The sequence below is a fragment of the Micromonospora sp. R77 genome (genome assembly GCF_022747945.1).
In the GTDB taxonomy this organism is placed as follows: domain Bacteria; phylum Actinomycetota; class Actinomycetes; order Mycobacteriales; family Micromonosporaceae; genus Micromonospora.
Window position 1 is genome coordinate 4,888,904 of record NZ_JALDST010000001.1, and the last position, 21,319, is coordinate 4,910,222.

General features: G+C 73.6%; 18 protein-coding genes and 2 pseudogenes. 11 read left to right on the top strand and 9 right to left on the bottom strand.

The features are described from left to right. Window positions 1-5: 5 nt before the first annotated feature. On the top strand, window positions 6-1,367 hold the full coding sequence (locus tag MRQ36_RS23015; RefSeq protein ID WP_242798607.1) for an NAD(P)/FAD-dependent oxidoreductase: 1,362 nt from the start codon (window positions 6-8) through the stop codon (window positions 1,365-1,367). Here the strand turns inward: MRQ36_RS23015 and hrpA are convergent. Continuing rightward, window positions 1,334-5,329 carry an ATP-dependent RNA helicase HrpA gene (gene hrpA, locus MRQ36_RS23020; protein ID WP_242798609.1) on the bottom strand — a complete coding sequence of 1,332 codons (3,996 nt, stop codon included), beginning with the start codon at window positions 5,327-5,329 and terminating at the stop codon, window positions 1,334-1,336. The genes MRQ36_RS23015 and hrpA overlap by 34 nt on opposite strands. 113 nt (window positions 5,330-5,442) lie before the next feature. Between hrpA and MRQ36_RS23025 the strand changes: the two genes are divergently transcribed. After that, complete coding sequence (locus MRQ36_RS23025; protein WP_242798611.1) at window positions 5,443-5,964, top strand: cytidine deaminase; 522 nt, start codon at window positions 5,443-5,445, stop codon at window positions 5,962-5,964. Between the two features lie 18 nt (window positions 5,965-5,982). Here MRQ36_RS23025 and MRQ36_RS23030 read toward each other — a convergent pair whose 3' ends face one another. Then, on the bottom strand, window positions 5,983-6,342 hold the full coding sequence (locus tag MRQ36_RS23030) for a YciI family protein (protein WP_242798613.1): 360 nt from the start codon (window positions 6,340-6,342) through the stop codon (window positions 5,983-5,985). A 123-nt stretch (window positions 6,343-6,465) separates the two neighbouring features. Between MRQ36_RS23030 and MRQ36_RS23035 the strand changes: the two genes are divergently transcribed. The 5 genes and pseudogenes from MRQ36_RS23035 to MRQ36_RS23050 all read left to right on the top strand — a co-directional run bounded on the left by MRQ36_RS23035 (window position 6,466) and on the right by MRQ36_RS23050 (window position 10,844). Continuing rightward, window positions 6,466-7,512 carry an iron ABC transporter permease gene (locus MRQ36_RS23035; RefSeq protein WP_242798615.1) on the top strand — a complete coding sequence of 349 codons (1,047 nt, stop codon included), beginning with the start codon at window positions 6,466-6,468 and terminating at the stop codon, window positions 7,510-7,512. Between the two features lie 116 nt (window positions 7,513-7,628). Then, window positions 7,629-8,243, top strand: coding sequence for an iron chelate uptake ABC transporter family permease subunit (locus MRQ36_RS33435; protein ID WP_308194902.1), 615 nt, complete (start codon window positions 7,629-7,631; stop codon window positions 8,241-8,243). After that, window positions 8,243-8,691 (top strand): annotated as a pseudogene (locus tag MRQ36_RS33440) (iron chelate uptake ABC transporter family permease subunit). The gene MRQ36_RS33435 and the pseudogene MRQ36_RS33440 overlap by 1 nt, the downstream one beginning before the upstream one ends. A gap of 219 nt (window positions 8,692-8,910) precedes the next feature. Then, window positions 8,911-9,723 (top strand): annotated as a pseudogene (locus MRQ36_RS23045) (ABC transporter ATP-binding protein); the annotation flags it as partial. 176 nt (window positions 9,724-9,899) lie between these two features. Continuing rightward, window positions 9,900-10,844, top strand: a complete 945-nt coding sequence (locus MRQ36_RS23050; protein WP_242798617.1) for an ABC transporter substrate-binding protein — start codon at window positions 9,900-9,902, stop codon at window positions 10,842-10,844. 80 nt (window positions 10,845-10,924) lie between these two features. Here MRQ36_RS23050 and MRQ36_RS23055 read toward each other — a convergent pair whose 3' ends face one another. The 4 genes from MRQ36_RS23055 to trmB form a co-directional block, all read right to left on the bottom strand. Then, window positions 10,925-11,830, bottom strand: a complete 906-nt coding sequence (locus MRQ36_RS23055; RefSeq protein ID WP_242798619.1) for an endonuclease domain-containing protein — start codon at window positions 11,828-11,830, stop codon at window positions 10,925-10,927. A gap of 182 nt (window positions 11,831-12,012) precedes the next feature. After that, window positions 12,013-12,657, bottom strand: coding sequence for a hypothetical protein (locus tag MRQ36_RS23060; protein WP_242798621.1), 645 nt, complete (start codon window positions 12,655-12,657; stop codon window positions 12,013-12,015). 119 nt (window positions 12,658-12,776) lie between these two features. After that, on the bottom strand, window positions 12,777-15,290 hold the full coding sequence (locus MRQ36_RS23065; protein ID WP_242798623.1) for an RNA helicase: 2,514 nt from the start codon (window positions 15,288-15,290) through the stop codon (window positions 12,777-12,779). Between the two features lie 130 nt (window positions 15,291-15,420). Next, entirely contained in the window at window positions 15,421-16,134 is a 714-nt protein-coding gene (gene trmB / locus MRQ36_RS23070; protein ID WP_242798625.1) for a tRNA (guanosine(46)-N7)-methyltransferase TrmB, read from the bottom strand. Window positions 16,135-16,259: 125 nt separating this feature from the next. Between trmB and MRQ36_RS23075 the strand changes: the two genes are divergently transcribed. Both MRQ36_RS23075 and MRQ36_RS23080 read left to right on the top strand, forming a co-directional pair. Beyond that, window positions 16,260-16,850, top strand: a complete 591-nt coding sequence (locus MRQ36_RS23075; RefSeq protein ID WP_242798627.1) for a hypothetical protein — start codon at window positions 16,260-16,262, stop codon at window positions 16,848-16,850. After that, the gene (locus MRQ36_RS23080; RefSeq protein ID WP_242798629.1) at window positions 16,834-17,541 is read left to right on the top strand and encodes a class F sortase; all 708 of its coding nucleotides are present in this window, start codon (window positions 16,834-16,836) and stop codon (window positions 17,539-17,541) included. The genes MRQ36_RS23075 and MRQ36_RS23080 overlap by 17 nt, the downstream gene beginning before the upstream one ends. 20 nt (window positions 17,542-17,561) lie before the next feature. On the opposite strand, the gene MRQ36_RS23085 is transcribed toward MRQ36_RS23080, so the two are convergent. The 3 genes from MRQ36_RS23085 to MRQ36_RS23095 all read right to left on the bottom strand — a co-directional run bounded on the left by MRQ36_RS23085 (window position 17,562) and on the right by MRQ36_RS23095 (window position 19,741). Next, entirely contained in the window at window positions 17,562-17,882 is a 321-nt protein-coding gene (locus MRQ36_RS23085; RefSeq protein WP_091246605.1) for an antibiotic biosynthesis monooxygenase, read from the bottom strand. Window positions 17,883-17,935: 53 nt separating this feature from the next. Then, the gene (locus tag MRQ36_RS23090) at window positions 17,936-18,733 is read right to left on the bottom strand and encodes an exodeoxyribonuclease III (protein ID WP_242798631.1); all 798 of its coding nucleotides are present in this window, start codon (window positions 18,731-18,733) and stop codon (window positions 17,936-17,938) included. 87 nt (window positions 18,734-18,820) lie between these two features. Further along, complete coding sequence (locus tag MRQ36_RS23095; protein ID WP_242798633.1) at window positions 18,821-19,741, bottom strand: proteasome assembly chaperone family protein; 921 nt, start codon at window positions 19,739-19,741, stop codon at window positions 18,821-18,823. Between the two features lie 432 nt (window positions 19,742-20,173). Between MRQ36_RS23095 and MRQ36_RS23100 the strand changes: the two genes are divergently transcribed. Both MRQ36_RS23100 and MRQ36_RS23105 read left to right on the top strand, forming a co-directional pair. After that, a complete protein-coding gene (locus tag MRQ36_RS23100) occupies window positions 20,174-21,061 on the top strand; it encodes a peptidase M23 (RefSeq protein ID WP_242798635.1) in 888 nt (295 codons plus the stop codon). Between the two features lie 106 nt (window positions 21,062-21,167). Further along, window positions 21,168-21,317: a hypothetical protein gene (locus MRQ36_RS23105; RefSeq protein WP_242798637.1), complete on the top strand. Its 150-nt coding sequence runs from the start codon at window positions 21,168-21,170 to the stop codon at window positions 21,315-21,317. Window positions 21,318-21,319: the final 2 nt, after the last annotated feature.

Genomic DNA, 21,319 nt, shown 5'->3' on the forward strand with positions numbered 1-21,319 from the left:
CCCCCATGGCACCTGCCGGACGCGCCGTGGTGATCGGCGCCAGCATGGGCGGGCTGCTCGCGGCCCGCGCCCTGAGCGACGCGTACGCCGAGGTCGTCCTGCTGGACCGGGACGTCCTGCCGGACGGCCCGGCCAGCCGGCGCGGTGTCCCGCAGGGGCGCCAGCTGCACGTGCTGCTGGACCGGGGCCGGCAGGTGCTCGGCGAGCTCTTCCCCGGTCTCGGCGCCGAGCTGACCGCCCGCGGAGTCTGCCCGGTCGACCTGCACGGCGAGGTGCACTGGTACAACGACGGGCACCGGATGCGGCGGGCCCCGTCCGACCTGATCGCCTACGGCATGAGCCGCCCGCTGCTGGAGCAGGTGGTCCGCGAGCGGGTCCGCGCCCTGCCCGGGGTGCGGGTGCTGGCCGGGCACGAGGTGACCGGGCTGCTCCTCACCACCGACCGACGGCGGGTCACCGGCGTCCGGGTGGTCACCGCGGACCGGACCGAGCTGGCGCTCCCGGCCGACCTGGTGGTGGACGCCGGCGGCCGGGGCAGCCGGAGCCCGGTCTGGCTCGCCGACGCCGGCTTCCGGCCCGCCCCCGAGGAACGGGTCGAGGTGGACGTCACCTACGTCACCCGCACCTACCGGCGGGAGCCGGGCCAGCTGGAGGGGATGCTGGGCGCGCTGGCCAACGCGGTGCCCGGACGCCCGCGCGCCGGCATCGTCGCCCCGCAGGAGGACGGCCGGTTCGCGGTGGTGCTCAGCGGGGTGCTCGGGGAGCAGCCGCCCACCGACGACGAGGGGATGGCCGCGTTCGCGGCGACGCTGCCCGCCCCGCAGATCGGCGCGCTGCTGCGCACCGCACGGCCGGTGGACCCGCCGGCCCGGATGCGTTTCCCGGCCAGCGTCCGGCGCCGCTACGAGCGGCTGCGCCGGCTGCCCGAGGGCCACCTGGTCTTCGGCGACGGGCTGTGCAGCTTCAACCCGATCTACGGCCAGGGCATGACGGTGGCCGCCCTGGAGGCGCTGCTGCTGCGCCGGCTGCTCGCCGAGGGCGGCGACGGGCTGGCCCGGCGCTTCTACCGGGGCGCGGCCCGGCTGATCGACGCGCCCTGGCAGATCTCGGTCGGCACCGACCTGCGCTTCCCCGAGGTCACCGGCCGGCGCACCCTGCGGGTCCGGCTGGTCAACGCCTATCTCGCCCGGCTGCACGCGGCGGCCACCACCGACGCCCGCCTCGGCGCGGCCTTCCTGCGGGTGCTCAACCTGGTCGACCCGCCGACCCGGCTGCTCACCCCCGCCCTGCTGGTCCGCGTGCTGCGCGGCCCGCGCCGGCCGGAGCCGGTACCTCAGCGCCCCTCGGCGTCGTCCATCGCCCGGTAGATCCGCTGCTCCGACACCGGGTACGGGGTGCCGAGCGCCTGCGCGAAGACGTTCACCCGCAGCTCCTCGATCATCCAGCGGATCTGCCGTACCGCCGTCGACTGCCGTCGGCTCGGCGGCAGCGCGGCCAGCATGTCCTGGTACTCCTTCTGCACCACCGCGATCCGGTCCTGCTGCTGTTTGTCCCGCTGCGGGTTGCCGGCCAGCCGGTCCAGCCGCCGCTCGATCGCAGTCAGGTAGCGCAGCAGGTCGGGCAGGCGGGCGTAGCCGGCCTCGGTGATGAAGCCGGCGTGCACCAGGCCGCCGAGCTGGGCGCGGATGTCCGCCAGGGCGGCCACCACGGCCAGGTTCCGGGTGGCGCCGAGGCGCTGCTCGACGGCGTACGCGGCGGCCAGCACCCGGCGGACCCGGTCCATCACCTCGACCACGGTGTCGACCAGGTCGGCGCGGACCCTGTCGCGCAGCGCGGCGAAGCCCTCGGCGTCCCAGGCCGGGCCGCCCGCGTCGCCGATCAGCTTGTCGATCGCCGCGCCCGCCGCGTCCTCGATGAGCTGCTGGACCCCGCCGTGCGGGTTGCGCGACAGCGCCAGCTTCGCCTCGTTGCTCAGCCGCCCCTGGAGGAACTTCGCCGGCGACGGCACGGTGAGCCGCAGCAGCCGCCGGGTGCCCGCCCAGTGCGCGGCCTCCTGCTCGCCGGGGGAGTCGAACACCTTCACCCCGACCGTCGCGCCCTCGTCCACCAGCGCCGGGTACGCGGTCACCGCGTAGCCGGCCCGCACCTGCTCGATGGTGCGGGGAAGGGTGCCGATGTTCCATTCCTTGAGGCCGGTCCGGGCGACGTCCGGCGCGGCGGCGGCGACGACCTGGCGTACCTCCTGGCGGAGCTGGCGTTGCAGGGCCGGCAGGTCCTTGCCCTCGGCGACCGGCTTGTCGTCGTCGCCGAGCACCCGGAAGGTGACCCGCAGGTGCGGCGGGAGCTTCGGCAGGTCCCAGGCGTCCCGGGGGACGGTGACCCCGGTCATCCGGCGCAGCTGCCGGGTGAGCGCGTCGAGCAGCGGCTCCTCGCCGGCCGGCATCGCGGCGAGGGCCGCGCGGGCGTAGTCGGGCACCGGGACGAAGTTGCGCCGGATCGCCTTGGGCAGCGACCGGATCAGCGCCACCACCAACTCCTCGCGCAGGCCGGGCACCTGCCAGTCGAAGCTCTCGGCCGGCACCTGGGTGAGCAGCGGCAGCGGGATGTCCACGGTGACGCCGTCGGTGGGGGTGCCCGGCTCGAACCGGTAGGTCAGCGGCAGCGCCACCCCGTCGGCCCGCCACTCGTCCGGGTAGTCGGCCTCGTCCACCCCGCCGCGACCGGAGTTGACCAGCAGGTCGCGGGTGAAGGTGAGCAGGTCCGGCTGGTCGCGGCGGGTCTTCTTCCACCACGAGTCGAAGTGCCGGCCGGAGACCACGTCGGCGGGGATCCGCGCGTCGTAGAAGCCGAAGATCGTCTCGTCGTCGACTAGGATGTCCCGCCGGCGGGCCCGGCTCTCCAGCTCCTCGATCTCGGTGAGCAGCCGGCGGTTGTCGGCCCAGAACCGGTGGTGGGTGGACCAGTCGCCCTCCACCAGGGCGTGCCGGATGAACAGCTCCCGGCTCAGCGCCGGATCGATCCGGCCGAAATTGACCTTGCGGGAGGTGACCAGCGGGATGCCGTACAGGGTGACCTTCTCGTAGGCCATCACGGCGGCCTGCTTCTTCTCCCAGTGCGGCTCGCTGTAGCTGCGCTTGACCAGGTGCTGGGCGAGCGGTTCCACCCACTCCGGCTCGACCCGGCCGTTGACCCGGCCCCACAGCCGGGAGGTCTCCACCAGTTCGGCGGCCATCACCCAGCGCGGCGGCTTCTTGAACAGCGCCGATCCGGGGAAGAGGCCGAACTTCGCCCCCCGGGCGCCGAGGTATTCGTGCTTCTGCGCGTCCTTGAGCCCGACGTGCGACAGCAGGCCGGGCAGCAGCGACTGGTGCACCTTCGGGGTGTCGATCTCCTCCGGCAGGTCGGCGGCCGGCCCGCGCCGACCGTCACCCTTGTCCGGGGTACGCAACACCTGGCGCAACTGACTGACGATGTCCTGCCACTCGCGCACCCGCAGGTAGTTGAGGTATTCCGCCTTGCACATCCGGCGGAACGCGCTGGAGGACAACTCCCGCTGTTGCTCCCGCAGGTAACGCCACAGGTTCAGGAAGGAGACGAAGTCCGACTCCTTGTCGGCGAACCGGGCGTGCGCCTGGTCGGCCTGGGCCTGCTTGTCGGCCGGCCGTTCCCGGGGGTCCTGGATGGAGAGCGCGGCGGCGATCACCACCACCTCGGTGGCGCAGCCGTTGCGCTCGCCCTCCAGCACCATTCGGGCCAGCCGGGGGTCCACCGGGAGCTGCGCCAGCCGCCGGCCCAGCGCGGTGAGCCGCTTCGCCGGGTCGGTCTCGGCCGGGTCGAGCGCGCCCAGCTCGTGCAGCAGGTTCACGCCGTCGGTGACGTTGCGCCGGTCCGGCGGGTCGAGGAACGGGAAGGCGGCGACGTCACCCAGCCCGATCGAGGTCATCTGGAGGATGACCGAGGCCAGGTTGGTCCGCAGGATCTCCGGGTCGGTGAACTCGGGCCGGGCCGCGAAGTCCTGCTCGTCGTAGAGGCGGATGCAGATGCCGTCCGAGGTACGACCGCAGCGCCCCTTGCGCTGGTTCGCCGACGCCTGGGAGACCGGCTCGATGGGCAGCCGCTGCACCTTGAGCCGGCTGGAGTAGCGGGAGATCCGGGCCGTACCCGGGTCCACCACGTACTTGATGCCGGGGACGGTCAGTGAGGTCTCCGCGACGTTGGTGGCCAGCACCACCCGCCGTCCGCCGTGCGGGGCGAAGACCCGGTGCTGCTCGGCGGCCGAAAGCCGCGCGTACAGCGGCAGGATCTCGGTGCCCAGCAGCGAGCGCTTGGACTCCACCAGCTTGCCGAGCGCGTCGGCGGTGTCCCGGATCTCCCGCTCGCCGCTGAGGAAGACCAGGATGTCGCCGGGTCCCTCGGCGGCCAGCTCCTCGACCGCGTCGCCGATCGCCTGGATCTGGTCGCGGACGTTCTCCTCGTCCTCGGCGTCCTCCCCGTCGGCCTCGGTGACCTCCACCAGCGGCCGGTAGCGCACCTCGACCGGATAGGTCCGCCCGGAGACCTCGACGATCGGCGCGGGCTCGCCGTCGGCGTCGGCGAAGTGCTTCGCGAACCGGTCGGTCTCGATGGTCGCCGAGGTGATGATCACCTTGAGGTCGGGACGCCGGGGCAGCAGCTGCTTGAGGTAACCGAGGATGAAGTCGATGTTGAGGCTGCGCTCGTGCGCCTCGTCGATGATCAGCGTGTCGTACTGGCGCAGCATCCGGTCGGTCTGCAGCTCGGCCAGGAGGATGCCGTCGGTCATCAGCTTGACCAGGCTGTTGTCGCCCACCTGGTCGGTGAAGCGGACCTTGTAGCCGACCACGTCGCCCAGCTCGGTGCCGAGCTCCTCGGCGATCCGGTCCGCCACCGTCCGCGCGGCGAGCCGCCGGGGCTGGGTGTGCCCGATCAGCCCGGTGATCCCGCGCCCCAGCTCCAGGCAGATCTTGGGCAGCTGGGTGGTCTTGCCGGAGCCGGTCTCGCCGGCCACGATCACCACCTGGTGGTCGCGGATCGCCGCCGCGATGTCGTCCCGCCGCTCGCTGACCGGCAGCTGGGCCGGATAGGTGATCGTCGGGACGGCGGCCCGGCGGCCCGCCAGCCGCGCCTCGGCCCGGGCGACGTCGGCGCCGATCTCGGCGAGCGCGGCCTCGCGCCGCTGCGGGTCGCGCAGCTTGCGGACCCCGTCCAGCCGGCGCTGGAGCCGACGCTGGTCGCGGAACATCAGGGTGGGCAGGCGGCGGTGCAGCTCGCGGACGGAGTCGGGCGCGGCGGGTACGGCTGGATTCTGCATGTCGTCGCCAAGGATAGGCAGGCTCGCGGCGGACCGCCCCCGGGTTACCGGCCCGGCGGTCGGCCGGGGCGCGTTCCGGGCTCCACCGCGCGCGCCGTCCGAGGTCGGGGCCGGTGATCGGGCTAGAGTGGCCGCCGAGCGACGTCGAGCACGGGGGCGGGATGATCATGCGGGACACCGACCGGGCGCTGGTGCAGGCCGCCACCGCCGTCGCCAAGCTCCGCTGCCGCAGCGCCCAGCACACCGTCGCCGCCGCCGCGCGGACCACCGACGGCCGGCTCTTCACCGGCGTGAACGTCAACCACTTCACCGGTGGGCCGTGCGCGGAACTCGTGGTCGTCGGGGCCGCCGCCACCCAGGGGGCGGGCGAGCTGGAGACCATCGTCGCGGTGGGGGACCGGGGCCGGGGAGTCGTCCCGCCGTGCGGTCGCTGCCGGCAGGTGCTGCTCGACTACTTCCCGTCGCTGCGGGTCATCGTCGGCCCGCCGGACGCGCTGCGTCCGGTGCCGATCACCGAGCTGCTGCCCGAGACGTACGTCCGGACGGACCACCCGGTCGAGGTGCCGGCGGCGCCCCGGACCGGGGTGTGGCCGATGCCGGTGGTGCCGGGGAGCCGGGCCGCCGCCGAGGACTGAGCCGCAGGTCGGCGGGGCTCAGTCCCCGGCGGCCACCTCCAGCATCGAGGTCGGCACCGGCACCCGCTCGAATCGCACGTTGCCCTCCGGGACCATCCAGCTCATCACCTGGGCGACCAGCCGGCCGGCCCGGACCGCCGGGTCGTTGGCGTAGAGCTCCCGCGCCATCTCCGGGTCCACGGAGAGCACGGCGAAGCCGCGTACCCGCTCGTCGTCGCCGCCGAGGAACGGCCCGGCGGCGAGCACCGCGCCCTGCTCCACCAGCCCCGCCTGGTGGGCGAGGTGCGCGTCCTGCAACCGGTCGGCGACATCGCGGGGCAGGTCTGGCGCGTCGGTCGGGCGGACCAGGAGCACGACCGTGTGCTGGTCGAATCGCATGTGCCCAGCGTATGGCCGGGCGGTCCGTCAGAGGGGGCCGAACCGGATCGACACCCACGAGTTAGGTTCACCTAACATGCTCCGCTAAGGTAAGGCGAACCTAAGTTGAGGGGTGACATCGTCGTGACCACCGTTGCCGCCCGGCCCGTGCAGGCCGGTGCCCCGGCCCGCCGACCGGGCGTCCGCCGGCCCGTGGTCGTCGCGGCGGCGGTGCTCCTGCTGGTGCTGGCCCTGCTCGCCAGCCTCGCCCTCGGCAGCCGGCCGCTCGCCCTCGCGCAGGTGTGGCAGGCGCTGACCGCACCGGACGGCGGGGAGGCCAGCAGCATCGTCCGCGAGCTGCGGCTGCCGCGGACCGCCCTCGGACTCACCGTCGGCCTCGCGCTCGCCGTCGCCGGTGTGCTCTTCCAGGCGCTCACCCGCAACCCCCTCGCCGAGCCGCGGATCCTCGGCATCAGCGCCGGTGCCTCCTTCGGCGTGGTGCTGGCCATCGCGGTGTTCGGCGTCGGCACCCTCGGCGGATACGTCTGGTTCGGCATCGGCGGCGCCCTGCTGGCCGGCCTGCTGGTCTTCGCGGTGGCCAACCGCACCCGCGAGGGCGCCGGCCCGGTCACCCTCGCGCTGGTCGGCGCGGCCCTCGACGCCAGTCTCGCCTCCGTCGTGTACGCCCTGCTCAGCATCGACGCCCGCACCTTCGAGGAGTACCGGTTCTGGGTCGTCGGCGGCCTCACCGGCCGGGACCTCGCCGTCGCCGGGCAGGTGCTGCCCTTCGTCGCGGGCGGCGTGCTGCTGGCCGCCCTGGTCGCCCGGGGCCTCGACGCGCTCGCCCTCGGCGACGACGTCGCCCGCGGCCTGGGCCACCGCACCGGCCGGGTACGCCTCACCGGTGGCGTCGCCGCCGTGCTGCTCACCGGCGCCGCCGTCGCCGCCGCCGGCCCGATCGCCTTCGTCGGGCTCGCCGTGCCGCACCTGGCCCGCGCCCTGGTCGGCGCCGACCACCGGTGGACCCTGCTGGTCGCCGCCCTGCTCGGACCGACCCTGCTGCTCGGCGCCGACGTCGTCGGCCGGCTGATCGCCCCGCCCGGCGAGGTGCCCGCCGGCATCGTCACCGCGCTGGTCGGCGCCCCGCTGCTCGCCCTCCTCGTCCGCCGCGCCCGCGTGGTGACCGCGTGAGCGCGAGGAGTGAGCCGGGTTTGCGAGCCCCGCAGTCGCGAACGGAAGGCGGCTCGGTGAGCGCGAGGAGTGAGCCGGGTTTGCGAGCCCCGCAGTCGCGAACGGAAGGCGGCTCGGTGAGCGCGTTCGTCTCCACCACCGGTTCCGGCGTCGGTCACCTGCCGGGGCGGTGGCTGCTGCGGACCGGTCCGGTGAGCGTGCACGTCCGCCGCCGCTCCGTCGGCGTCGCCGTCGTGCTCACCGTGCTGCTGGCCGCCGCCGGGGTGCTCAGCCTCTCCCTCGGCACCCCGTACGTCGCCCCGGCCGACGTGCTGCGCGCGCTCACCGGCGCCGGCACCCCGTACGACCTGGTGGTGCTGGACCTGCGGCTGCCGCGGCTGGTGCTCGCGGCGGTGGCCGGCGCGGCGTTCGGGGTGGCCGGCACGCTGATCCAGAGCGTCGCCCGCAATCCCCTCGCCAGCCCCGACGTCATCGGCATCACCCAGGGCGCCGGGCTGGCCGCGACGGTCGCGTTGACCAGCGGGGCCGCCGCCGTCCTGGTGGCACCGGCCGCGCTGGTCGGCGCGCTGGCGGCTGCCGCCCTGGTGCTCGCCCTCGGTGCCCGGCACGGCCTGGCCGCGCAGCGGTTCGTCCTCGCCGGGGTGGCCGTGGCGTTCGCGCTGCGCGCGCTCACCGAGGTGGTCATGCTCACCGCCGACCCGATCGACGGGCGCGCGCGCGCAGCTGGCTGATCGGCACCCTCGCCGGCAAGGGCTGGTCCGAGGCCACCTGGATCGCGCTCACCCTCGCCGCGCTGCTGCCCGTCCTCGCCTGGGCGGGCTGGGCGCTGAACAGCACCGCCCTGGACGACGACACCGCCCGGGGATCGGGCTACGCCCGGCGGCCCGCCGCGTCGGCCTGGCCGCCACCGGGGTGGTCGCCGCCGCCAGCGTCACCGCCCAGGTCGGCGCGGTCGACTTCGTCGCCCTGGTCGCCCCGCAGGTGGCCCGCCGGCTGGTCCGCGCGGAGCGCCCGCCGATGCTCTGCGCCGCCCTGCTCGGGGCGTTGCTGTTGGTGCTGGCCGACCTGGCCGGCCGGCGGCTGTTCGCCCCCACCCAACTGCCGGCCGGGGTGCTCACCGCGGCGATCGGCGGCCCGTACCTGATGTTCCTGCTGCTCCGCGCCCGGCGGCGGTCCTGATGGCCGACGTCTCCCGCTCCGCGGCCCTGCGTCTCCGTGCGGCCCTGCGCCGCGGGGCTGACCTGCCCGGTGTCGTCGATCTGCCCTGTCCGTCGAGTCGCCCGAGGCCGCCGGTGTGCCAGGGTCCGGAGCTGCTTGCTCTCCCGGTACCCGACCGGGCCGGCCGCCCTGCCCCGCCGCCCGTTCCGGCCGGCCTGCTGACCCTGCCGAGGAGGACCCTTGCTCGCCACCCGTGACCTGGTCGTCGGCTATGACGACCGGCCCGTCCTCGACGGTCTCGACCTGGACCTGCCCGCCGACGCCTTCACCGTCATCGTCGGGGCGAACGCCTGCGGCAAGTCCACCCTGCTGCGCACCCTGGCACGGCTGCTCAGCCCGCGCCGGGGCGGCGTGCTCCTCGACGGCTCGGCCATCCGTGACCTGCCCACCCGGGAGGTGGCCCGACGGCTCGGCGTGCTGCCGCAGAGCCCGCTGGTGCCCGAGGGGGTGACCGTCGCCGACCTGGTCGGCCGGGGCCGGCAGCCCTACCAGCGCTGGTGGCGGCAGTGGTCCGCGCAGGACGCCGAGGCCGTACGACAGGCGATGGTGCTCGCCGACGTCGACGCGCTCGCCGACCGCCCGGTGGACAGCCTCTCGGGCGGCCAGCGGCAGCGGGTCTGGATCGCGATGACCCTCGCCCAGGACACCGAGGCGCTGCTGCTGGACGAGCCGACCACCTTCCTCGACCTGGCCCATCAGGTCGAGGTGCTGGACCTGCTGCACCGGCTGCGCGCCGAACGGGGTCGCACCGTCGTCGCGGTGCTGCACGACCTCAACCAGGCCGCCCGCTACGCCGACCACCTGATCGCCATGCGCGCCGGCACGGTGGTCGCCGCCGGACCGCCCCGGGACATCCTCACCGCCGACCTGGTCCGGGACGTCTTCGGTCTCGACTGTGTGGTGGTGCCCTGCCCGGTCACCGGCGCGCCGCTGATCGTCCCCGGCCGCCCCGGCCCTTCGCTCGTGCCGGCGACTCCGTCCGCCGATCCAGCGGGGGAGCCGGCCGTCCCGGGCCAGGCCGCACCGGTCACCCCGTCGGCTACTGCGCCCGCCACCGCGCCGGTCGCCTCACCGGTCACTGCGCCCGCCTCGGGGTCGGCGCCGGCCGGCTCCGTCACCGACGGCGCGGCTTCTCCGCCCGCCGATCCGTACCCCTCGAAAGGACACTGATGCGTCGTCTCGCCGCCGCCCTGACCGCGGCCGTCACCCTCGGCGTGGGCCTCACCGCCTGCGGAGAGAGCGATCCGGTCGCCGGTACCGCCACCGGGCAGACCCGGGAGATCACCCACGCGATGGGCACCACCAAGGTGCCGGCCGAGCCGAAGCGGGTGGTCGTCCTCGACACCGACAAGATCGACACGGCGCTCTCGCTGGGCGTGACGCCGGTCGGCGCGGCCACCGCCGGTGAGGCGAAGAGCTGGCCCACCTACTTCGGCGCCGAGAAGCTGGCCGGCATCACCGAGGTGGGCGTCCTGACCGAACCCGACCTGGAGGCGATCACCGCCCTCAAGCCCGATCTGATCCTCGGCAGCAGGTTCCGCCAGGAGAAGTTCTATGACGAGCTGGCCGCCATCGCGCCGACCGTCTTCACCGAGAAGGTGGGCATCACCTGGAAGGAGAACTTCCTCCTCGACGGCCGAGCCCTGGGTCGCGAGCAGCAGGCCCGCGACCTGCTGGCGACGTACGAGAAGCGGGCCAAGGACTTCGGCGCGAAGCTGGGCGACGCCGCGTCGCGGGAGATCTCCATCGTCCGCTTCATCCCGGGCAACATCCGGGTGTACGGCCCGGACTCCTTCTCCGGCATCGTCGTCGGCGACACCGGGCTGGGCCGCCCCGCGCGGCAGCGCCTCGACGGCAAGGAGGACAAGCGCTTCGACCTGGTCAGCCCCGAGCGGGTCAACGAGGTCGACGGCGACGTCATCTTCGTCACCGCGTACGGCGAGAAGGCCGCCGCCGAGCAGGCGAAGCTCACCGCCGGCACCCTCTGGCGGAACCTGTCCGCCGTACGGGCCGGCAACGCCCACGTCGTCTCCGACGAGACCTGGATGACCGGCATCGGCGTCACCGCCGCCAACAAGATCCTCGACGACCTACAAACCCACCTCCCCTCCTGACCCCCCACGCCCCACCCCCCGCGCGAATTCACGGAATGAGTGGCTATCCCGCTGGTAATAGCCACTCATTCCGTGAAAGTTCAGGCCGTACAGGAGGCTCGGCGGGCGGCCAAGGCGGTGCGGATCTCGGCGAGGACGGCAGGGAAGTCCTCCTTCATGCGTTTGCTCGTGACGTGAAGGACGATCCAGTCGTCGCCGAGCATCTTGTTCAGGCGCTGCCGGTCGCGATGAAACTGGTCCGGATCGCGGTGCCAGAGGCCGTCGTATTCGACGGCCACCTTGAGTTCGGGCCAGGCGAGATCGACCCGCGCGATGAAGCGGTTACCGCGTTCGATGACGTACTGGGTCACCGGTCGGGGAAGCCCCGCCCGAACGAGGCGCACTCGAAGCCGGGACTCGGGAAGCGACCCGGCGCCCCCGTCGACAAGGCTCAACACCTCGGCGAACCTCCGGACTCCTCGGGCCCCTCGGCGTCGAACCAGATAGGCCTTCAGTTGGGCCAGCCGAACGACGCCGACATGCAGTAACGCGTCGACCAGTGCGACTGCCTCCACCACGTCGAGCCAGCAGGCGAGATCCCAGCATGTGCGGACGGCGTTCGTCACCGGGACCTGCTCGATTCGCTGCACGTCATCTTCGGACCACCGGCAGACGTGAATGAGCAGTCCCGCCAGCGGACCGAATCGGGAGGCAGGGTCCACCAGCACCTCCACGGGTTCGTCCGGCCCGGGCACGGGGCCCCCGAGCAGTGCGACAGCGGAGCGGCCCGCCACCAGACACCCGGGCGGGAAGAGCCACGATGCGGCGGCCAGGCAACGGGTGCGGTGGGAGACGGCCAGGCGTGCGTCGGCGTACACGTTGTGGAACAACTGCCGCCACGCGCTGCTCCGCAATTCATTCCTGGTGAGCAGGCCGCGCTGAATCGCGTCCCGCGCAAAGAACACCTTCCCGGCAAGTTCGGCCGGACGACGAGGATGACGAGCCACCCTCCCACCCTCGACCCCCACCCCACCCCGCCGAAAGCCCCTGTGGACAACGCCCCGCTAAGCGCCGCACTTACACGGAAAGAGTGGCTATCCGACGAGGAATAGCCACTCTTTCCGTGAATTAGCGGCGGCGGGGTGCGCGCGGCGCGCGGCGCGCGGGGTGCGGGTGGGGTGGGGGTGGGTCAGGCGGCGGTGGACCAGATGGCGCGGAAGGCGGCGGCTTCGCCGGCCAGCCACTGTTCGACGTGGTCGGGCTTGATCGCGTCGGGCATGCGGTGGGTCTCGCCGCGGCGAACGTCCACCAGGACCGGCTCGGCGTGCGGCAGGACCGCGTCCATGTGGCGGGCCATCAGGTGCAGGGTCGCCAGCACCGCCTCCTCGCTGGGCGGGGTCTCGTCGAAGTGCAGCCGGACGGCCTCGGCGCGGCCGTCGGCGTACCGGATGCCGAAGTGGGGGTTGATCTTGACGGGGAGGTCGCCGAGCATGGCCAGGGCGTCGCGGGTCCGGGCCAGGTCGACCCCGGTCGGCTCGCCGAGCGACTGGAGCCATTGGGTCGCGCCCGGCACGAGCGCCTCGTAGAGCGGGCGCCAGCGCGGCTTGACCAGGTCGGCGACCTGGGCCAGGTGGGTGCCCCCGGTGTGGAAGGCGACGTCGGCCTTGAGCGCCTTGACGAACTGACCGTGCGGGTTGAACCCGTGCCGGCTGGCGCGCTGCTTGCGCAGGCCCCCGACGAAGCTGGCCTTGGTGGGCCCGGTGCGGTCCACGTACCGGGTGAAGCCGAGGAGGGTGGCGTACGGCGTGAGGGGGGCGGAGACGGGCGCAGTCACGAGCGTCCTCCCAGGTCAGGAACTCGATTAGTACATACATTCTAATCGACGGGGGTGACATCGCCCAGGGCGCAAAAGGGGCCGTCCGGACGCACCGGACGGCCCCTGGAAAGAACTTCTTACAGCTGGCCCACGGAGACGATCCGGACCACCGCCGCGCCCACCTCGTCGGAGGCCGCGAGGTCCACCTCCGCGCTGATGCCCCAGTCGTGGTCGCCGTCCGGGTCGTCCAGGATCTGCCGCACCGTCCACCGCTCCCGACCCTGTTCGATCATGAGCAGCGCCGGTCCACGTGCGTCCGGCCCCACCCCGATCGAGTCGTACGACTCGAAGTAGGGCTCCAGCGCGTCGGCCCAGGCGTCGGCGTCCCAGCCCGAGGCGGAGTCCAGCTCGCCGAGGTCGTACCAGCGGCGCAGGGCGGCCAGCTCGACCCGACGGAACAGCGCGTTGCGCACCAGCACCCGGAACGCCCGCGCGTTGCGGGTGACCGCGGGCGGCCGGTCGTCCAGGGCGGCGTGCGCCTGGGCCACCTCGGCCACGTCGGACGGGTTGCGCAGCCGCTCCCACTCGTCGATCAGACTGGAGTCGACCTGGCGGACCAGCTCGCCCAGCCACTCGATGAGGTCGACCAGCTCCTCGGTCTTGGCGTCCTCGGGCACGGTCTGCCGCAGCGTCTTGTACGCGTCGGCGAGGTAGCGCAGCACCAGTCCCTCGGAGCGGGTGAGGGAGTAGAACTGCACGTACTCGGTGAAGGTCATCGCCCGCTCGTACATGTCCCGGACGACGGACTTGGGGGAGAGCTGGTGGTCGGCGACCCACGGGTGCCCCTGCCGGTACATCTCGTAGGCGCCCTCCAGCAGCTCGGCGAGCGGCTTGGGCCAGGTCACCTCGTCGAGGAGTTCGAGGCGGGCCTCGTACTCGATGCCCTCGGCCTTCATCGCGGCGACCGCCTCGCCGCGGGCCTTGAACTGCTGCGCGGAGAGCACCTGGCGCGGGTCGTCGAGGATCGACTCGATCACCGAGAGCACGTCCAGGGCGTACGACGGGGACTCGGTGTCGAGCAGTTCGATGGCGGCCAGGGCGAGCGGGGAGAGCGGCTGGTTGAGGGCGAAGTCGAGCTGGAGGTCGACGGTGAGCCGGACCCGCCGGCCGGTCTCGTCAGGCTCGGCGAGCTGTTCGACCACGCCGCCGGCCAGCAGCGCCCGGTAGATGGCGATGGCGCGGCGGATGTGCCGACGCTGGGCGGCCGGGTCCTCGTGGTTGTCGGTGAGCAGGTGCCGCATCGAGGCGAACGCGTCACCGGGGCGGCCGATCACGTTGAGCAGCATCGAGTGGCTGACCTGGAAGCTGGAGGTGAGCGGTTCCGGCTCGGCCTCGACCAGGCGCTGGAAGGTCGGCTCGCCCCAGCCGATCGAGCCCTCCGGCGGCTTCTTCTTGACCACCTTGCGGCGCTTCTTCGGGTCGTCGCCGGCCTTGGCCAGGGCCTTCTCGTTCTCGATGACGTGTTCGGGGGCCTGCACGACGACCCGGCCGAGGGTGTCGAAGCCGGCCCGCCCGGCCCGGCCGGCGATCTGGTGGAACTCGCGGGCCTTGAGCAGCCGGGTCCGCACCCCGTCGTACTTCGACAGGCCGGTGAAGAGCACCGTGCGGATGGGCACGTTGATGCCGACGCCGAGGGTGTCCGTGCCGCAGATGACCTTGAGCAGGCCGGCCTGGGCGAGGGTCTCCACCAGCCGGCGGTACTTGGGCAGCATGCCGGCGTGGTGCACGCCGATGCCGTGCCGGACCAGCCTCGACAGCGTCTTGCCGAAGCCGGAGGTGAACCGGAAGTTGCCGATCGCGGCGGCGATCATGTCCTTCTCGGCGCGGGTGCAGACGTTGACGCTCATCAGCGCCTGGGCGCGTTCCAGGGCGGCGGCCTGGGTGAAGTGCACGACGTACACCGGGGCCTGCTTGGTCTGCAGCAGCTCCTCCAGGGTCTCGTGCAGCGGCGTCATCGCGTACGAGAAGAGGAGCGGGACCGGCCGCTCGGCCGAGCGCACGACGGCGGTCGGCCGCCCGGTGCGCCGGGTCAGGTCGTCGACGAACCGGGTGGTGTCGCCGAGGGTGGCGGACATCAGCACGAACTGCGCCTGCGGCAGCTCGATGATCGGCACCTGCCACGCCCAGCCCCGGTCGGGCTCGGCATAGAAGTGGAACTCGTCCATCACCACCTGGCCGACGTCGGCGCGGGCGCCCTCGCGCAGCGCCAGGTTGGCCAGCACCTCCGCCGTGCAGCAGATGATCGGGGCGTCGGCGTTGACGCTGGCGTCGCCGGTGAGCATGCCGACGTTCTCCGCGCCGAAGACCTCGCAGAGCGCGAAGAACTTCTCCGACACCAGCGCCTTGATCGGCGCCGTGTAGAAGCTGGTCCGGTCGTCGGCCAGGGCGGCGAAGTGCGCGGCGATCGCCACCAGGCTCTTGCCCGAGCCGGTCGGCGTATTCATGATCACGTTGGCGCCGGAGACGATCTCGATGACCGCCTCCTCCTGGTGGGGATAGAGGGCGAGGCCGCGCTCGGACGCCCAGCCGGCGAACGAGTCGTAGAGGGTGTCTGGGTCGGCGCTTCTCGGGAGCGCGGCGGTGAGCGTCATAGCGCCCCCATCGTGCCCGGATCATGGCCTCCCGCGCCAACCGGGTCGGCCGCGACGCCCGCCGGGCGCACCGCTCGTCCCGCGCGTCCCGCGCCGCGCCGCCCGTCGACCCGGGTCAGGGGTACGCGGCTCAGCCGGCCGCCCGGTGGTGGACCAGGTCGAAGATCGGCCGCCCCGCGGTCAGCGCGCGCCGCTCGAACTTGGTCACCGGACGGTGCGCCGGGCGGGGGGCGAAGCCGTCGTGCCCGTCCACCAGCCCGGGGTCGCCGGTCAGCGTCTCCCGCATCGCCTCGGCGTACTCGGCCCAGTCGGTGGCGCAGTGCAGCGTCCCGCCGGGGACCAGCCGGGAGCGCAGCAGGGCGACGTGGCTCGGCTGGATCAGCCGGCGCTTGTGGTGCCGGGCCTTGGGCCACGGGTCGGGGAAGAAGACGTGCACCGCGTCCACCGACGCCTCCGGCAGGGCCCGGACCAGGTCCAGCGCGTCGCCCCGGGCGACCTGGACGTTGCCCAGCCCGGCCCGTTCGGTCAGCTCCAGCAGGTTGGCGATGCCGGGCGTGTGCACCTCGACCGCCAGATAGTCGCGGTCCGGGTCGGTTGCCGCCATGGTCGCGGTGGCGTCGCCCATGCCGGACCCGATCTCCAGCACCAGCGGGGCCCGCCGGCCGAACAGCGCCGCCGGGTCGAACGCGCCGTCGAGGTCGGCGATCTCCAGCCCGTACGCCGGCCAGAGCCGGGTCAGCGCGTCGCGCTGCCGGTCGCTCATCCGCCCGCGGCGGGGGTGGAAGGTGCGGATCCGGGCGGCGTGCGCCGGCCCGGTGGCGGGGTTCTGGTCGGTGGAGGTCACAGCGACCCGAGGGTACGCGACGGTTCCGGTGGATCGGATGTGCGGTGCGCCCGGGAGTGAGAGGATTCATCCCTGAGGACGGGCGTTCCGTCGCCCGGGACCGTCCAACGGCGCCGGGAGGGGTCATGGTGTCAGTCACGCGCCGCGCCGCGCTGGTGCTCGCCGGGGCCGCGCTCGCCGTTCCCCTGCTCGGGATGCGTCCCGCCCTGGCCGCCGAGCCGGCACCCGGTCCGCCGCCGGGCGGGGAGCAGGGGCAGTTGCCGAGTGACCTGATCTTCGTGGAGGTCACCCCGAGCACCGTGCAGCCCGGCTACCTGGTGGGCATCCGGGCCAGCTGCCGGGACAACTCGATCCCCGCGATCGTGGTGTCGGACGCCTTCGGCCGGGTCCAGGTGCAGCCGCAGCGGGGCCTGCTGACCGCCTCCCCGATGGTCCGGGAGCGCACCCGCCCCGGCAACTACCGGGTCAAGCTGGAGTGCCCGAGCGGTCAGACCGCGTCGACGATGCTCCAGGTGGTCAAGGGGATGTCACCCACACCCACCCACGCGCCGCCCACCCGGGTGCCGCCCAGTCGTGGGCCGGCCACCGGCTTCGGTGGCACCGCCGACGGCCCGGGTCTCGGTGGCCTGCTGGTGCCCGGCGGGCTCGGCCTGACCCTGGCCGGCGCGGTGGTGGGGCTGATGGCGATCCGCCGGCCCGGTGCCGCCCGACGGTGAGCCGCGTCGTGGGCAGCCACCCCGCTCCGCAGCCGGCCGCCCGCCCGGTGGGGCGGATCCGCGGCCGGGGCGCAGTCCCTGGTCGGCGCCGCTCGCGGTGGTGCTGGTGCTGCTCGGCGTCTTCGCCACCGGGGCCGGGCTGGGTCGGACCGTGGGCCCGTTCGACCAGGTGGCCGGGGCGGCGCGACCGGCCCCCCACACCGCCGGTGCGGAGCCGGCCCGGCTGCCGGCGAGCCGGCCGGTACGCCTGGCGGTGCCGTCGATCGAGGTGTCCGCCCCGGTGACCCCGGTCGGGCAGGCCCCCGACGGTTCGGTCGACGTGCCGCCGCTGAGCCGGCACCACGAGACCGGCTGGTACGACCGCGGCCCCACCCCCGGTGAGCCGGGCCGGGCGATCATCGTCGGGCACGTGGACACCAAGAGTGGCCCGTCGGTCTTCTATCGCCTGCACGAGCTGGAGCCGGGCGACCGGATCGAGGTGACCCGGTCGGACCGCAGCGTGGTGACCTTCGCGGTCGAGAGCGTGGAGCACTTCGACAAGTCGAACCTCCCCGCCGACCGGGTGTACGGCGACGACGGCCCGCCCGCCCTGCGCCTGATCACCTGCGGCGGCGAGTGGATCGGCGGGCGGACCGGCTATGCGGACAACGTGATCGCCTTCGCGTCGCTGGTCGGCACCCGCCGCCCCTGAGGCCGGCGCAGGCCGCCCGGTCAGCCCTTGCCGGTCACCTGCTGGACCACCTCGAACTCCAGCAGCGTCGCGCCGGACGCGACCGGCCTGCGCTGCTCGCCACCCTCACCGCCCGCGTGCGCGGCGCGGGACGGCCCGGCGGCCCACGCCTGGTAGGCCTCCTCGGTCTCCCAGCGGGTGTAGACGAAGTAGCGGCTCTCCCCGGCGACCGGGCGGAGCAGTTCGAAGCCGAGGAAGCCGGGGGAGTTCTCCACCGCGCCGGCCCGGGCGGCGAACCGCTTCTCCAACTCCTCGCCGGCACCCGGCGGGACGTCGATCGCGTTGATCTTCACGACTGCCATGGCTCCACCCTAGCCACGCCCGGCGGATCGGGTCGGCCCGCCGCCGCGGCGGCTCAGAACGACTCGACGGCCGGCACCAGTTCCGCGTCGACCACGATCGGCGCGTGGTCGGAGGGCCCCTTGCCCTTGCGCGCCTCCCGGTCCACGTACGCGGAGGTCACCACGCGGGCGAACGGGGCGGAGGCGTACACCAGGTCGATCCGCATGCCCTTGTTCTGGTGGAACATTCCCGCCCGGTAGTCCCAGTAGGTGTAGGGGTGCGGGCCCTTCATCGGGGTGGGCACCACGTCGCTGAGCCCCAGGTCGCGCAGCGCCGCGAGGGCGGCCCGCTCGGCCGGGGTGACGTGGGTGGAGGTGGCGAAGAGCGCCGGGTCCCAGACGTCCGCGTCGGTCGGCGCGACGTTGAAGTCGCCGCAGACCGCGAGCGGCAGGCCGCCGGCCAGTTCCGCCTCCAGCGCGTCCCGCAGGCCGGCGAACCAGGCCAGCTTGTAGACGTAGTGCGGGTCGTCGGGGGAGCGGCCGTTGGGCACGTAGATCGACCAGACCCGCAGCCCGCCGCAGGTGGCCGAGATGGCCCGGGCCTCCGGCTCGGGAAAGCCGGGCTCGTCGGGGAAGCCGACGGCCACGTCGGCGAGGCCCACCCGGGACAGCAGCGCCACGCCGTTCCACCGGCCGTCGCTGTGGCTGGCCACCTCGTAGCCCAGTTCGCCCACCTCGGCGACCGGGAACGCCCCATCGGGGCACTTGGTCTCCTGCAGGCAGACGACGTCGGGCTTCGTGGTGGCCAGCCAGTCGAGCAGTCGGGGCAGGCGGGCCTTCACCGAGTTGACGTTCCAGGTCGCCAGGCGCATGGGTCCAGCCTGCCGCATCCGGTCCGGTCCCGCCGCGCGACCGCCCCGGGGTGTCGCGGCGGGGCGGACCGGCGTCGGGGCTGTCGGTCAGGTGCCGGGGGTGTCGCCCGGTCGCGGCTGTTCGGCCAGGAACCGTTCCAGCTCGGCGCCGAGCTCGTCGGCGGTGGGCAGCGGACCGGTCTCGGCGGCCAGCAGGTTCTTCTCGCCACGGCCCCGGGCGAAGGCGTCGTACTGCTCCTCGAGGGCCTGGACCAGGGTGGCCGCCTCGTCGGTCTGGGCGACCTGCCGGTCGATCTCCACCCGGACCACCTCGGCGGCGCTGCGCAGCCCGTCCCGGGGCAGCAGCAGCCCGGTGCTGCGGGACACCGAGGCGAGCAGCGCCTCCGCGGCGGCCGGGTATTCGGCCTGGGCCACGTAGTGCGGCACGTGCGCGGCGAACCCGAGGGCGTCGCGGCCCTGCTGACCGAGCCGGTATTCCAGCAGGTGGCCGACGCTGCCGGGGACCTGCACCCGCTGGAGCCAGGGCTCGTAGCCGGAGATCAGCTCCGGCCGGGTGGCGTGCGCGGTCACCCCGGCCGGCCGGGTGTGCGGCACGGCCATCGGGATCGAGTTCAGCCCGACGGTGAGCCGGACGTCCAGCCGGGCGGAGAGGGCGGCGACGGCGGCCACGAACCGCTCCCACTGCAGGTCCGGCTCGGGTCCGGTGAGCAGCAGGAAGGGCGTCTCGTCGTCGTCGTGCAGCAGGTGCAGCGCCAGCTCCGGGGCGTCGTAGTCGGCCCAGTGGTCCTCGACGAAGGTCATCACGGGGCGCCGGGAGCGGTAGTCGAAGAGCTGGTCGATGTCGAAGCGGGCGATCGGCCGGGCCTCGAGGGAGGTGAGCAGCTGCTCCCGGGCCAGCCGGGTCGCGCTGCCCGCGTCGACGAAGCCGGTGAGGGCCTGGATCAGCACCGGCTGACCGAGGTCGGGCAGCTCGTCGCTGAGTTCGTAGAGCTCGTGTGGGTCGAGCACCGGTTCGGACCTCCCTGGGAACGCGCGTCCGGGCGCCGCACGCCGACGGCACCCGTTCGGGGCAACGTACCCGCCATCCTCCTGCATTCCGGCGTGGGCCGGTCGGCCGGCGGCAGCATGATCACAGTTGGGTCACCGGAAGATCAAACCGGGACGGATCCGGTCGACCGCCCCGGCGGGTCGGCGGTAAGGACGAGGGGCTAGTCCACTGAACGGTGGAACTTAAGGATCATGGTGGTGGTCGGCCGGAACCGCGTGCTACCTACCCTCCGTCACCCTGCCGGGCGCGGGACGGAGGTTTGCGAGGTGGGAGAGGTGCGTCCCCGGCCTTCCGTGCCTGGTCAGCGACGTCCGATTGAATACGCCAGGAATGTGGCGAGGGCCACATAATCACGCTGGGTGATCTAGCCTCGCCCTGCCTAGCCTCGTCGGATGCGTGACGACGGCACCCTCGACGACCAGCGTGGCCTCGGCGGTTCGGCTGACCGTTCGGACGATACCCAATCCACCGAACGTTCTGCCACCGCTTCCCGGCTCTTCCCCCTCGGCTCCCTGCGTACCCGCCTCGGCGGCCTCGCTAACCCCCTCGCCGCCCGCCCCGGCCGGACCAAGGTGGCCGCCGCCACCGGCCTGGTCTGCTGCCTCGGACTGGTGGGCTTCGCCCAGGTCGGTGACGCCGCCGTCGGCGGTCCCCCCACCGCCGACCAGCGCGCCGAGCTCGCCCAGCGGGCCGCGCCCGAGGTCGCCTCGCGCGGCGAGGCCCGGCAGGCCCCGGCCCCGGTCGTCCCGAGCACCTCGGCGCCCAACCCCGACGTCTCCCCGTCGGCGACGACGAAGCCCAAGCCGAAGGCCAAGCCGAAGCCGAAGCCCAGGCCGAAGCGGATCGCTCCGGTCGCCGGGCTGGACCAGGCCCAGATGGACAACGCCAAGGCGATCGTCCGCGCCGGCCGCGCGATGGGCGTCCCCCGCCGGGGCCTGGTCATCGCCGTGGCCACCGCGATGCAGGAGAGCAACCTCTACAACTACGCCAGCGGCGTGCTGCCCGAGTCGCAGAACTACCCGCACCAGGCCATCGGTTGGGACCACGACTCGGTCGGGCTGTTCCAGCAGCGGCCGAGCAGCGGTTGGGGCTCGGTGGCCGACCTGATGCAGCCCGCGTACGCCACCCGCCAGTTCCTCACCGCCCTGGAGGAGATCCCCGGCTGGGAGGACCTGCCGCTGACCGTGGCCGCCCAGCTGGTGCAGGTCTCCGCCTTCCCCGACGCGTACGCCCAGCACGAGTGGCGGGCCGAGACGGTGGTGGCCGCGATCCTGGCCTGACCCGGTCGGGCCTCACCACTGTGGACGCTTACCGGTCGGCCGTCCCGGGTACAGGAGGTTGCCGGTCCCGAGTACACATGATGAGGGACCACGACAGGAGGACGACATGTCACTGGTGCAGCGGATCAGCACGTTCCTGCGGTCACCGCGGGGTCAGCAACTGGTCGACCAGGGTCGCCGCCAGCTGGCCAAGCCGGAGAACCAGCGCAAGCTCAAGCAGCTGGCCGGCCGGCTCTCCAGCCGTCGTCCCTCCTGACG

Bases quoted from the DNA above. Each gene is read 5' to 3' on its own strand.
- MRQ36_RS23015 (WP_242798607.1), top strand. From the start codon at position 6: ATGGCACCTGCCGGACGCGCCGTGGTGATCGGCGCCAGCATGGGCGGG.
- hrpA (WP_242798609.1), bottom strand. From the start codon at position 5,329: ATGCAGAATCCAGCCGTACCCGCCGCGCCCGACTCCGTCCGCGAGCTG.
- MRQ36_RS23030 (WP_242798613.1), bottom strand. From the start codon at position 6,342: ATGCGATTCGACCAGCACACGGTCGTGCTCCTGGTCCGCCCGACCGAC.
- MRQ36_RS23050 (WP_242798617.1), top strand. From the start codon at position 9,900: ATGCGTCGTCTCGCCGCCGCCCTGACCGCGGCCGTCACCCTCGGCGTG.
- MRQ36_RS23065 (WP_242798623.1), bottom strand. From the start codon at position 15,290: ATGACGCTCACCGCCGCGCTCCCGAGAAGCGCCGACCCAGACACCCTC.
- MRQ36_RS23075 (WP_242798627.1), top strand. From the start codon at position 16,260: ATGGTGTCAGTCACGCGCCGCGCCGCGCTGGTGCTCGCCGGGGCCGCG.
- MRQ36_RS23085 (WP_091246605.1), bottom strand. From the start codon at position 17,882: ATGGCAGTCGTGAAGATCAACGCGATCGACGTCCCGCCGGGTGCCGGC.
- MRQ36_RS23090 (WP_242798631.1), bottom strand. From the start codon at position 18,733: ATGCGCCTGGCGACCTGGAACGTCAACTCGGTGAAGGCCCGCCTGCCC.
- MRQ36_RS23100 (WP_242798635.1), top strand. From the start codon at position 20,174: ATGCGTGACGACGGCACCCTCGACGACCAGCGTGGCCTCGGCGGTTCG.
- MRQ36_RS23105 (WP_242798637.1), top strand. From the start codon at position 21,168: ATGTCACTGGTGCAGCGGATCAGCACGTTCCTGCGGTCACCGCGGGGT.